Origin of the sequence: Vibrio gazogenes (assembly GCF_023920225.1) — a bacterium.
Taxonomy (GTDB): domain Bacteria; phylum Pseudomonadota; class Gammaproteobacteria; order Enterobacterales; family Vibrionaceae; genus Vibrio; species Vibrio gazogenes.
Map to the genome: position 1 here is coordinate 2,079,144 of NZ_CP092587.1, position 13,160 is coordinate 2,092,303.

The window sequence follows — 13,160 nt, forward strand, 5'->3', positions numbered from 1 at the left end:
TTATTTCCCCGCTGTTACTGTACTAGAGCCATCGCCATGTGGATTGCCTGTAAAATGACAAATGTGTGCTGTCGTTACACAGGGCGATCCACCATTCAAAGCAATACTTTTCGCATCCACTGTCGCGGCATCTCCGGCAACGATATGAGCACTCTTGTCAACGTTGATATGAGCATCGCCTTTGATATCGACTGTCAGCACGTGATTCTGTGCGTGATAGTTGATACGGCTGCCATCAGGATAAACCCGTAAAATTTCATTGGGATCGCCACTCGGAGAAGGAAAGCTATCGCTAAATAATCCCGTCAAAGCCACCGTCTGACTGCCGTTATCACCGGCCCCATAGTTCAGTACCAAAGTCTGTTCACCAATCGATGGACAACGATAGTCTCTGGTTTCACCGGCAGAAGAAGCAAACCACCGAATGAATGGTGTTGTTAAGTCACCATGCTTCACTTTGATCAAATAGCCGTTTTCATGGATTGCAGCAACCTGACCTAATCGGACCAGACTTCGGTTGCGGCGGCGTAAATCTTCAAGTTCATTGGAAAGCGTTTCGATTCGTTCTAAATATGGGCTCAGCATCTCGCGGACGAGTAGCTCAATTGCCTGACGCATACTGTACCTCCAATGACTGATATTCATCCGCATCATCTAAATTGACCGGATTCACCGCCCAAGCAATCCCTTCTCGCACTTCGTCTGACTGATTAAGACCTTCGCCGAGATACAAGTTTTGTCGCCAAGTAACGGCTCGGGCAACAACTTGGTCTAACTGATACTGCAATCCACTCGGCTCTGAGCGCAAAAATTCAGGCGCATCAATTTGACGAATATCGATGCCCCAAGAGTTACGATCAACAAAACGCTCAATCGCTGCAACCTTGTCTAAGACACGTAAAAAAGAGCGCTCAGCTGAGCGCGGTAACAGACAATGAATCCGAATGTGATAGCCATGGCAATATTGTCCGCTGCTATTTCGGGCGCCAGCTCTGCCAAAGCGAAACTCAATCAGGAGAGTCAGAGACTCAATCGTCATGGTGCGATATTCATCATAGTTTTTCACCACCACATCACTTCCCAATAATTGTCCAAGGGATTGTTCAATCTGCTCATAAAGCTGACTGGGGTATTCAAGCTGTAATGTTCCTGAGTTCAAAATACATCTCCTGTATAAAGGAAGACATCCACGATATGGTGTATTAACCTTTCAAATTGACAAATAATTCAATATTCATAAATACAATTAAATATAAATAAGCTTTCACGTCTACCTGACGACAATAACCCATCAAATCCTGAGTAGGATCTAATGGGTTATTTAAATGAATAGAAAGAACAATTTAAATCTTACACGAATAAAAAATTAATTATTCAGATAGTTCTTTGCATTGTGGATATCATGCGCCATTTAAATGTATATCTCAATACTTCCCTTCGCATCATTGCGAACAGATAATACTATAGGTTCAAATGGTAAAAATAAAAAAGCTCAACCATTTTAGCAGAGCTTTGCATTGTGGGTATCATGCGCCATTCAAATGTATATTTCAATACTTTCCTTTGCATTATTGCGAACAGGAAATATAACAGATCCACGACAGTAAAAATAAAAAAGCTCAACCATTTTGGCAGAGCTTTGCATTGTGGACATCATGCGCCATTCAAATGTATATTTCAATACTTCCCTTCGCATCATTGCGAACAGGAAATATAATAGATCCACAACAGTAAAAATAAAAAAGCTCAACCATTTTGGCAGAGCTTTGCATTGTGGACATCATGCGCCATTCAAATGTATATTTCAATACTTCCTTTCGCATCATTACGAACAGAAAATATAACAGATCCACAATAGTGAAAATAAAAAAGCTCTACCATTTTGGCAGAGCTTTGCATTGTGGATATCATGCGCCATTCAAATGTATATTTCAATACTTCCCTTCGCATCATTGCGAACAGAAAATATAACAGATCCACAATAGTGAAAATAAAAAAGCTCCACCATTTGGGCAGAGCTTTGCATTGTGGATATCATGCGCCAAACAAATGTATATTTCAACACTTCCTTTCACATCATTGCGAACAGGAAATATAATAGATCCACGACAGTGGAAATAAAAAAGCTCAACCATTTTGGCAGAGCTTTTCATTGTGGATATCATGCGTCATTCAAATATATATTTCAATACTTCCCTTCGCATCATTGCGAACAGATAATATAATAAATCTACAACAGTAAAAATAAAAAACGACCTTTTTTACAGCGCTTTTCATTGTGGATATTATGCGCAAAAAAATCATGTGCTTTGATATATTCGCTCACACTATTAAGAAGTTAAATTACATTCAAATATAAGTATTTTTATGTGGTATGAAAATATTTTAATTCATAAGAGCATACGCTTCTTCTTCTAATTTTATTCTTTCCATCAACGTCAACATAGCAGCATTACGTTGTGCCGCAAGCCACTGACTCAACTGTTCCAGAACGACATGGTATCGTTTGAATATCGGGTACGAACAAATAAAGTGATTAGAACACATCGCAACATAACGTGATTCAGGACTCCATAATACGCGGCCGTCTTTACAATGCGTACACTTTCTCATCTGCCGGTGGGGTGTCTTATAAAGACCAGTACCACCACAGGATGAACAAATACAGCCTTGTGGATGAGTCGCTTCTTCAATTGCCGCGTTGACCATTGCTGCAAATGCTGACTCACTGCGCTGACCACGCCAGTTTGTCGTTAGTGTGACAATTTCAGACTGGATCTCTTTTTCCAACGCCCGGCGAGAATGAAGACATCCCTGTGTTTCGACAAATAAAATGAGAAAGCCAATCGGTGAGGCTTTCCAGCTTACACCGACCATTGAGAGCTGTTCCTCAACACTGAATCTACTTTTTCCTCCCTGATGCATTTTTTGATAATCCATACTTTTCAGATTAAATTTTGCCAGTAATGTTTCAGGTCTCATGATTTTCCCTTATAAAAAATAAATGGTTACACATACAAAGTGTTGCTGGTCTTATCATGATCCCGTTTCATTCAAAACAGTATTCAGGCAGTAGCAATTCTGATGCAACTTCATTACAATAAGAACCAATAGTTACAAAATTAAATACAACTATCGGTTTGTTTTCAAGCCCACAATGCGAACAATTAGTTTCATATTAGAGATTTAATCATGACTAACCATAATGTTCTCACTTTTGCGCAACGGCTCAACACAATCTGCGATGAACAAGGGATTCCTGTACGAGGCAGAGCCCGGTATCTACAGGAGAATCTCCCCTACCGGCTCTCACTAACTGGAATCAGAAAATGGTTAATCGGTGAAGCCATACCAGAGACGTCAAAACTGATCAACATCGCGGAATTACTGGGCACGACAGTAGAGTGTCTACTCGGGAGCAGGGATACACTGGCGATCAAAAAACCAGAAATGAGCTATCAATCATCGAGTGTCATCACAGCAAATACAACGCCAGACAAGAGTATTCAAAACTTTAAGCCACTGGCGAAACATCAATCCAGAGTATTACCTCTATTGACGCCAGAGCAAGTCCTCGAACAATCGAACGCACCTCTTCCCACCCGTTCTGTGACAAAGTGGATAACCGTCAGCGATGATATTTCAGCGCAAGCATTCGCGATGCAAGTGCATGGCAACTCAATGTGTAATCCGAATGGTTTTCCAAGTATCCCCGAAGGTTCGATCGTGATTGTCGAACCCAATCATGAGATGCAACACGGTAAAATCATCGTCGTCGTTGACCATCATTCGCATGATTATGTTTCTGTCAAAAAACTAGAAATTGACGGGCCACATCAATTACTGGTATCACTCAATGCAATCTATCGTCCCCTTGAGTTTGATACCGATCGATTCCGTATCATCGGCCACGTCAAACAAATTATGATGACACTCTAAGACATTCTGTTTTCTCTTCACCACCGAAATGATAGTATTCGCCTTGTTGGCAATGACAGTCGGCATCGGTATACATTGATGAATTGTCTTGCCTTTCGATGACTGATTATCGGATACTTATTGAAATAGAATCACTGCCAACGAGATGATCATCTCTACCAGTTGTGAAGTCCATCCTGCCGTTGTTCCAATGGCCTGTCGTATTCATTCAATTGGTTGATTTAGCTGATTTAATCAACACATAAAGCATATGAAAAACAACGCACAACCAACATTCTTCTTTTTCGATTATGAAACCTGGGGAGTCCATCCCGCAAAAGATCGTCCCTGTCAGTTTGCCGGGGTCAGAACAGATATGGACTTCAACATCATTGGCGAGCCGCTGGTCATCTTCTGTCAACTGCCGGTCGATTATCTGCCGACACCGGAAGCTGCACTCATTACCGGTATCACACCACAGCAAGCCAACAACAAAGGTTTATCAGAGCCCGAGTTTATTCAACGTATCCATCAGGAATTGTCTCATCCCAATACCACCTGTCTGGGTTATAACAATATCCGTTTTGACGATGAAGTAACTCGCTATACCTGTTATCGCAATTTCATTGATCCTTATGCATGGAGCTGGCAAAACGGCAATTCGCGTTGGGATCTGCTCGACGTCGCACGAGCCTGCCATGCATTACGCCCGGAAGGGGTTGTGTGGCCTGAAAATGAAGATGGCAATACCAGCTTTAAACTCGAACATCTTTCCGTTGCAAATGGTATCGAGCATAGCAATGCCCATGATGCGATGGCCGACGTGTATGCAACCATCGAATTGGCAAAAGTCATCAAGAATGCGCAACCGAAATTATTCGATTATTTCTATTCCATGCGACATAAACGCAAACTGAATGCTTTAATCGATATTGTCAGTATGACGCCATTAATGCACGTGTCCGGTATGCTCGGCAGCCACTGCCAATATACCAGTTGGGTTGTGCCACTGGCTTGGCATCCGCATAACAAAAATGCGGTTATCATGGTTGATTTGGCGAAAGATCCTCAACCACTTTTTGACCTCAATGCTGACGAAATTCGGGAGCGGCTCTACACAAAACGTGATGATTTACAAGAAGATGAGTTACCGATCCCGGTGAAGCTGGTTCATCTCAATAAGTGCCCGATCCTCGCTCCTGCCAAGACGCTCACGGCAGAAAATGCGCGTACGATTGGCATCGATAGGGACAAATGTTTACATCATTTATCTCTCATAAAACAAGCTCAGGATATCAGAGAAAAGCTGGTTCAAGTATTTAGTGAAGAGAGAGACTATCCAACGGATACTGACGTCGATACGATGTTATACCAAGACTTTTTCAACCCGGCTGACAAAGCCGCGATGGAGATTATCCGCCAAACATCGCCCGAAGCCTTACAAGATTTATCAATCTCTTTCCAAGATTCACGGATCAAGCCCTTATTATTCCGTTATCGAGCCAGAAACTATCCTGAAACACTCACCTTACATGAACAAAAACAGTGGCAATCACACTGTCAGGACTACTTCTCCCAACATATGGATGATTACAGTCTTCGTCTGGAAAATCTGGCTCATGAACATGAGCAGGATCCCCACAAGATGCAGATTCTGAAATCAATCTACCAATATGTGCTTAACCTGACATCATAACGGGCCACTTGCTGAATCGCTACTTCATGCAAGTCCTACACATCAATATGACTTGCATGAACCAAGAATCAATCATCACTCAATTTCGGAACTCGACATGATCATCTCACTACTCAAATTGGTGGTTTCTTTGGGAGCAATCATGGCCTCCCTATGGCTTGGAACACTCATCCAGGTTTGGTTACATCTTTCTATTCCCGGAAGTGTTTTGGGAATGCTGATTCTATTTATCGCACTCGCCAGTGGCCTGTTACCCGTCTCGTGGGTAAAACCGGGGGCGTCACTATTTATTCGCTATATGGTTTTTCTCTTTGTACCGATCAGTGTCGGTTTGATGACCCATTTCGACACACTGATTGAGAATGCACTCCCCATATTTGCCAGTGCAATTGGTGGAACAGTCATTGTGTTGGTCTGTATGGGTTTGTTACTCGATCGTATGCTGAAAAAAGAACATCACTGAGGAATTTCACCCATGTGGCTTTTGATTACTATTGTTATTTTCTTTGCCATTCGCTGGCTATGTCAAAAATGTAATACCCCTTTAGCGAACCCACTACTCATTTGTGTCGTCATTATTATCGGCATTCTGCTCTATTTTAACGTGCCTTATGAAACTTACGCAGCAGACAATCAGTGGGTGAATTTTTTACTCCAACCCGCGGTTGTCGCCCTTGCCTATCCCCTGTATGAGCAATTACCGCAAATTCGTGCCAAATGGCGAATTATCCTATTTGCCTGTGTTTTTGGCAGTGTCATGTCAATGCTGACCACAGCATTGATTGCGGTTTTATTCCATGCAGATACACCGCTCATCGCTGCGTTACTTTCCAAATCAGTCACGACACCGATTGCCATGGAGATCACCAATAATCTTGGTGGGGAGCCATCAATTGCTGCAATTTTGGTGCTGATCGTCGGGCTATTCGGCGCTATTTTCGCTTATCCGGTTTATCGCTTGCTCCATATCACCCATCCAATCGCAAAAGGGTTAACTATGGGAAGCATTTCCCATGCATTAGGCACAGCCAGTTGTGTTGAAAATGATCCCCGCGATGCAGCATTCAGTTCACTTGCGCTCGTGCTTTGTGGCATTATCACTTCAATACTGGCGCCACTCGCTTACGCATTGGTGCTGTGGTTAGGCCCATTACTGACAACTTAACGAGTGATTACGCCTCTTAATATTGATTAATATCTCATTATTAATGAAATGGAAGTAACATACATCACTATAACAGGATTTCAGTCACAACATTTTCATCAAACTGCGTTAGTATGAAATGCCTGAATTGATGAAAGAGATGAACATATGACCCAAGACCGACTCACTGTTCTCAGCCAATTACCAGAGGCACTGGCTAAACCACTCGAAGAGATTGTCATCAATCCGAAATTTTCAGCCACTATCACCGCGCAACAGGTTGAGCATTTAATGGACGCAACTGGTTTTAATGCCGTCACCCTTGCTCAACATTTGCTCCCACTGGCTGCTATTTATGCGGATACGCCAGTTTCCAATTTCCATGTTGGTGCCATCGTCCGAGGTGGGTCCGGTGCGCTATATTTTGGTGCCAATATCGAATTTTCCGGCGTACCACTCGGACAAACAATTCATGCCGAACAAGCCGCCATTGCTCATGCATGGATGTGTGGTGAAAACAAACTCAGCGATATTATCGTTGATACACCACCATGCGGCCATTGCCGTCAGTTTATGAATGAGCTCGCCGACGCCGAGGCACTCCAAATCACGCTTCCCAATCAGGCAACGAAAAAACTGCACGATTACCTTCCGGAAGCTTTTGGCCCAGCAGATCTGGGCATGAAGATTCGCCTCATGGATCAGCAAACACATCAGATCCAAGCTGATTATTCAGATCCATTACAACAAGCAGCATTGAAAGCTCTCAATCACAGTTATGCACCCTATAGTCATTCACTGAGTGGTATCGCCATTGAACTCAAAGATCAACACATTTATCTCGGGTCTTATGCCGAAAATGCGGCTTTCAATCCGAGCCTTCCGCCTCTGCAAGTTGCAGTGATCTTGCTTAGAATGGGTGGCTATTCATTGAACGATATCAATCGTGTCGTGCTTGCTGAAACCCAAAAAGCAACCGTCACCCATTTGGATACAACCCGTTCGGTATTGCAAAAAATTGCGCCACATATTCAGCTGGAACATATTGAGATATAGCATCATAAATTTATAAATAGCTAATTATTAAAGATAAAAAACAAACTCCTATCTAAACCCCAAAAAAGCAAACGTTTGCTTTTTTGGGGTTTTTCAGTATGATTGCCGCAGTTTTCAAAATGAGAAGAGGTAATCAGAGAATGTTAGGGACAGCGACAAGAGAAAGTGCAACACGAGTTCTGTTACTTGGCTCCGGAGAGTTAGGTAAAGAAGTCGCAATCGAATGCCAACGATTAGGACTGGAAGTTATCGCTTGTGATCGATATGCCAACGCACCGGCTATGCAAGTTGCGCATCGTTGCCATGTCTTTAATATGTTGGATGGTGATGCCCTGCGTCGCGTCATCGAACTCGAAAAACCCGATTATGTTGTCCCTGAAGTAGAAGCGATTGCCACGGCAACACTTGTCGAATTGGAAGGCGAAGGCGTTCATATTGTACCAACAGCCAAAGCAACTCAACTGACAATGAATCGCGAAGGCATCCGCCGTCTAGCCGCCGAAACATTATCTCTCACAACCTCTCCTTACCGTTTTGCGGATAGCTATCATGACTTCCGCGATGCAATTACCGAAATCGGGCTTCCCTGTGTTGTTAAGCCAGTGATGAGTTCCTCAGGTAAAGGCCAGAGTGTCCTCAAATCGGAACAAGATATCGATAAAGCTTGGCATTATGCACAAGAAGGGGGTCGCTCCGGTGCCGGTCGAGTGATTGTTGAAGGTTTTATCGATTTTGATTACGAGATCACCCAACTCACGGTAAGCGCTGTTGATGGCATCCATTTCTGCGCACCCATTGGTCATCGGCAAGAAGATGGCGACTATCGTGAATCTTGGCAGCCTCAAGCGATGTCTGAAGTTGCCCAAAAAAATGCTCAGACGGTTGCAGAAAAAATTGTTACGGCACTCGGTGGATACGGAATCTTTGGTGTTGAACTATTCGTTAAGGGTGATCAAGTCATTTTCAACGAAGTCTCCCCTCGCCCCCATGACACGGGACTCGTTACTTTAATCTCGCAGAATTTATCTGAATTTGCCTTACATGTCCGTGCATTTACAGGATTACCTATCCAGCAGATTGTATCGTATCAGCCTGCCGCATCAGTGGCTTTACTCGGCCAGGGCACATCCGACAATGTCCGTTTTGATGGCGTGGCGAATGCGCTGATGGTTCCCAATACACAAATCCGTCTGTTCGCGAAACCAGAGATTGATGGCAGAAGAAGACTCGGGGTAACGCTCGCCACAGGCGAAGATACCCAACAAGCGAAAGACGCTGCACTGGCGTGTGCGAGTCATATTGTCTTGCATTATTGATATCATCTCATCAACCAAAATATGTTCTTAATCGATAGGGTGATGCAAACCACGTTAGACGATTTCAATAAAAAAGAGCAATAGAACGAAAACAGGCCGGAACGTGCATCACGTCCCGGCCTGAACTTTGCTCTAATATATCAACTAGGCTTCAATCAACCACACTTCATCTGCAAATCGACTCAGCTTTTGTTTCGCAATTTTCGGATGCCCCGAATCCGCTTCTTTACGGCAGAGCAGTGTTGTTTTCATCCCCTGAAACAAATGCTGGATCTGGTTACGATCAACACTAAACGGTGGTCCGGCCAATTCTGTCTGCTCATAGTCAACAGTAATCAAAAGCATTCGCCCGCCTGGCTTTAACAAAGCGCGCAACCGCTGTATATACGCATCTCGCTGGGATGGCATGATAGAAACCAATGCAGCCCGATCATAAACTAGCTCGACACAGTCAAGTGGTGTTGTAAACACATCACCCCGATAAATTTCTAGTTCATCAAACTCATAACACTGATGAAATGAATCAATTTGTGTGACTAACGGTGTATAAAAGTGTTCAGAGAAAAACGATCTCACGGCAATCTCACTGAGTTCAACACCGATGACTCTGTCATGTTTTGCTGCCAACCAAACGAGATCTTCACTTTTACCACACAAAGGAACAAAAACTTGCTCCTCTCTCTGTGGCGACAATGCAGGCCAGTACTCCAACAACAATGGATTCACATCTGTCATATGGAAACCTATGCGGTTGGAAGCCCACTTACTATGCCAAAATTCTTTATCCATGAAACGCTTCTCTAATATAAAAACAACAGCCACTGACCAGCAGAACTGTTTATCAGTGGCAAAAAAACTAGAGATCGAAAAATAGATTCACTTTGATGAAAGCGGCATGATCACCACACTTTCAGAGTATTCTACCTTTCATTCGGATCGATATTTTCGACACGAGCTTTCAATTTTTGTCCTGGACGGAATGTAACAACACGTCTTGCAGTAATCGGAATATCCTCTCCGGTTTTCGGATTCCGCCCCGGACGCTCGTTCTTGTCTCGCAGATCAAAATTACCAAAACCAGACAATTTGACCTGCTCGCCATTTTCCAGAGCTTTACGGATTTCCTCAAAAAATGCTTCAACCGTTTCCTTGGCATCCCGTTTACTAAACTCTAGCGTTTCAAACAGGTTTTCAGCCAAATCGGCCTTTGTGAGCGCCATAAAACTTCCCTCAAAGCTATATTGAACCTTACTGTCGATGTGACAGCACCAAAGCATTTTTACTCAGCCAATCAACAACATATCGGCTTTATTGTAAATAGTGTATGCCAACCTTCTGATTTACGCCAACTTTTTTATTAAATCGCTTTCAAAAGAAACACGTTATTCGTGACTATTGTGGGAGCATGTCACATTTAAATCAGCAAAAATTGATGATTCAATCGAGAAGAAATAGCGTAATTTGTAGAAACCATACAATATAACCATTTGATTATTATCATAATAATGTCAAATTTATATCAAAAGTTCAAATTTGTGAACTCAGCATATTTGAATATTTTTTCTTTCCGATAAAAAACAGGCTGGTGACATACATTCACCAGCCTGTTTATACAATGATAACAAAGATTAATCGCGCAAAAATGCACCATGTTGCTCAGAAACAGCAGCAATAATTTCGCTAACCACAGCAGAAATTTCAGCTTCTTCAAGCGTCCGGTCTACAGACTGCAGTGTCAACGCAATCGCAAGACTCTTCTTACCGTCTTCAATCCCTTTACCGACGTATACATCAAAGAGTTTCGCTTCTTTCAGAAGCGGTCCACCAGCATTGGCACAAGCCACGACCACTTCACCAGATGTCACCGTTTGATCAACCACTAAAGCGATATCACGACGGTTCGCCGGGAATTTTGAAACCGATGCAATTTCCGGAATCAAGCGTTGATTCAGCCCACTCCATTCAATCTCAAACACAATGGTTCTGCCATTCAAGCCAAACTTACGTTCAACTTCAGGGTGCACGGCACCAATCACACCGATTTGCCGTCCTTCATAGTAGATAGCGGCTGCCTGTCCTGGGTGCAATGCCGGATGCTGGGTCGCAGCAAATGAATAAGCGCTTGGATTTGATGTCAGCTCCAGAATCGCTTCCACATCACCTTTTGCATCAAAGAAATCAACGGTACGGCTCTCTACATGCCAGTGTTCTTCTGTCTGAGGCCCAGCAATCACACCGGCAATCATTGCTTCTTGACGGATACCCTGCTCAGCGTGTTGATCAGGAATAAAGCGTAAACCATGTTCAAACAAGCGTACGCGAGGTTGCTGACGCTTCTGATTATGAGCGACAGTATTCAATAGCCCTTGAATCAAGCCTAATCGCATTGCTGACATATCCACTGAAATCGGATTTGGCAGTACCAGTGGCTCAACGTCAGGAACAATCTGTTTTTGTTGTTCCGGCTCAACGAAGCTATAAGTAATTGCTTCGTAATAACCACGATCAACTAACAGATCCCGAACGCGTTTCAATGGTAAATCAGCTTCTTTATGCCGGTTCATTGTTAACCCAGCTTGTGGTGCTTGAAGCGGAATATTGTCATAGCCGTACAGACGACCCACTTCTTCAATCAGATCCTGCTCAATGGCAATATCGAAACGCCATGTCGGTGCAACAGCACACCAACCGCCTTCAACTGTGGTCACATCCATCCCCAAACGAGTCAGAATTTCAACCACATCTTCATCAGCAATCACATGTCCTAACAGACGGTCAAGCTTTTCACGACGAAGCGTCACTTGATTCGGTTTTGGCAGATGTGATTCAGATTCAGCGACCACAATGGATGCGGCTTCGCCACCACAGATGCTCAGTAGCAGCGCAGTTGCCCGCTCCATCGCATTGGTTTGCAGAGCATAATCAACACCGCGTTCATAACGCATTGAAGAATCCGTATGCAAGCCATAACTTCTCGCACGCCCACGAATACTATCCGGCGTGAAAAAGGCACATTCCAACAAGATATCTTGAGTCTGTTCGTTAACGCCAGACGCTTCACCACCAAATACCCCGGCAATCGCCAGTGCTTTCTGATGATCAGCAATGACCAATGTATCATGGTTCAGTGACACTTCAGCACCATCTAACAGAGTCAGTTTTTCATCCTGCTCTGCCATCCGCACCACAATACCACCTTCAATTTTAGCCAAATCGAAAGCATGCATGGGTTGGCCTTGCTCTAACATGATGTAATTGGTCACATCAACAACCGGATCAATCGAACGTAATCCACTACGGCGCAGTTTTTCTTGCATCCATAATGGGGTTTTCGCATTCAGATTAACATTTTTCACAATGCGGCCGAGGTAACGAGGACATGCATTCGGTGCTTTCACATCAATCGCAATCTGCGCATCAATTGAAGGCGAGACAACTTGAAAATCCGGAGAAGCAACATCCATCCGATTCAAAGCCCCGACTTCACGAGCCAGACCTCGTAAACTAAAACAATCGGCACGATTTGAGGTTAAATCCACATCGATAGTGACATCATCTAATTTCAGGAACGCACGAAAGTCCATGCCGATCGGTGCATCAGCAGACAGTTCCATGATGCCGTCGGATTCAACATCGATACCGAGTTCTGAAAATGAGCACAACATGCCGTGAGAAGGTTGACCACGTAATTTCGCTTTTTTGATTTTAAAATCACCCGGCAAAACAGCGCCGACTGTTGCGACCGCGACTTTCAAACCTTGACGACAGTTTGGCGCACCACAAACAATATCAAGCAACTCGTCTTCACCAACATCAACTTTCGTCACACGAAGCTTGTCGGCATCTGGGTGTTGACCACATTCGACCACATGGCCAACTTTTACACCGGTGAATGTACCGGCAACAGCAGTCACATCATCAACTTCAAGACCTGCCATTGTAATTTGATGCGCCAGTTCATCTGTCGTTACAGAAGGATTCACCCACTCGCGCAGCCATGATTCGCTGAATTTCATTCTAATTTCACCCC

The 13,160-nt window shown here is 43.7% G+C and carries 12 protein-coding genes; 6 read left to right on the forward strand and 6 right to left on the reverse strand.

The features are described 5' to 3' along the window. From MKS89_RS09175 to MKS89_RS09185, 3 genes are all read right to left on the reverse strand, one after another. On the reverse strand, positions 1-618 hold the full coding sequence (locus tag MKS89_RS09175) for a phage baseplate assembly protein V (protein WP_159439580.1): 618 nt from the start codon (positions 616-618) through the stop codon (positions 1-3). Then, a complete protein-coding gene (locus MKS89_RS09180) occupies positions 602-1,159 on the reverse strand; it encodes a hypothetical protein (RefSeq protein ID WP_072958508.1) in 558 nt (185 codons plus the stop codon). The genes MKS89_RS09175 and MKS89_RS09180 overlap by 17 nt, the downstream gene beginning before the upstream one ends. Positions 1,160-2,385: 1,226 nt before the next feature. Next, positions 2,386-2,982, reverse strand: a complete 597-nt coding sequence (locus MKS89_RS09185) for a hypothetical protein (protein ID WP_072958514.1) — start codon at positions 2,980-2,982, stop codon at positions 2,386-2,388. A gap of 210 nt (positions 2,983-3,192) precedes the next feature. Here MKS89_RS09185 and MKS89_RS09190 point away from each other — a divergent pair, with 210 nt between their 5' ends. The 6 genes from MKS89_RS09190 to purT all read left to right on the forward strand — a co-directional run bounded on the left by MKS89_RS09190 (position 3,193) and on the right by purT (position 9,130). Next, positions 3,193-3,939, forward strand: a complete 747-nt coding sequence (locus MKS89_RS09190; RefSeq protein ID WP_072958517.1) for a S24 family peptidase — start codon at positions 3,193-3,195, stop codon at positions 3,937-3,939. A gap of 250 nt (positions 3,940-4,189) precedes the next feature. After that, positions 4,190-5,614, forward strand: coding sequence for an exodeoxyribonuclease I (gene sbcB, locus MKS89_RS09195; protein WP_072958519.1), 1,425 nt, complete (start codon positions 4,190-4,192; stop codon positions 5,612-5,614). 97 nt (positions 5,615-5,711) lie between these two features. Further along, positions 5,712-6,077 (forward strand): CidA/LrgA family protein, encoded by a 366-nt coding sequence (locus MKS89_RS09200; RefSeq protein ID WP_072958522.1) that lies wholly within the window; start codon positions 5,712-5,714, stop codon positions 6,075-6,077. A gap of 12 nt (positions 6,078-6,089) precedes the next feature. Next, entirely contained in the window at positions 6,090-6,779 is a 690-nt protein-coding gene (locus MKS89_RS09205; RefSeq protein ID WP_072958525.1) for a CidB/LrgB family autolysis modulator, read from the forward strand. A 147-nt stretch (positions 6,780-6,926) separates the two neighbouring features. Then, positions 6,927-7,814 carry a cytidine deaminase gene (gene cdd, locus MKS89_RS09210; RefSeq protein WP_072958528.1) on the forward strand — a complete coding sequence of 296 codons (888 nt, stop codon included), beginning with the start codon at positions 6,927-6,929 and terminating at the stop codon, positions 7,812-7,814. A gap of 140 nt (positions 7,815-7,954) precedes the next feature. Beyond that, complete coding sequence (gene purT / locus MKS89_RS09215; RefSeq protein ID WP_072958531.1) at positions 7,955-9,130, forward strand: formate-dependent phosphoribosylglycinamide formyltransferase; 1,176 nt, start codon at positions 7,955-7,957, stop codon at positions 9,128-9,130. Positions 9,131-9,274: 144 nt separating this feature from the next. Here the strand turns inward: purT and MKS89_RS09220 are convergent, their stop codons facing one another. The 3 genes from MKS89_RS09220 to pheT form a co-directional block, all read right to left on the reverse strand. Next, complete coding sequence (locus MKS89_RS09220) at positions 9,275-9,919, reverse strand: thiopurine S-methyltransferase (RefSeq protein ID WP_072958537.1); 645 nt, start codon at positions 9,917-9,919, stop codon at positions 9,275-9,277. Between the two features lie 131 nt (positions 9,920-10,050). After that, the gene (ihfA, locus tag MKS89_RS09225) at positions 10,051-10,350 is read right to left on the reverse strand and encodes an integration host factor subunit alpha (RefSeq protein ID WP_021021763.1); all 300 of its coding nucleotides are present in this window, start codon (positions 10,348-10,350) and stop codon (positions 10,051-10,053) included. Positions 10,351-10,758: 408 nt separating this feature from the next. Next, on the reverse strand, positions 10,759-13,146 hold the full coding sequence (pheT, locus tag MKS89_RS09230; RefSeq protein WP_072958540.1) for a phenylalanine--tRNA ligase subunit beta: 2,388 nt from the start codon (positions 13,144-13,146) through the stop codon (positions 10,759-10,761). Positions 13,147-13,160: the final 14 nt, after the last annotated feature.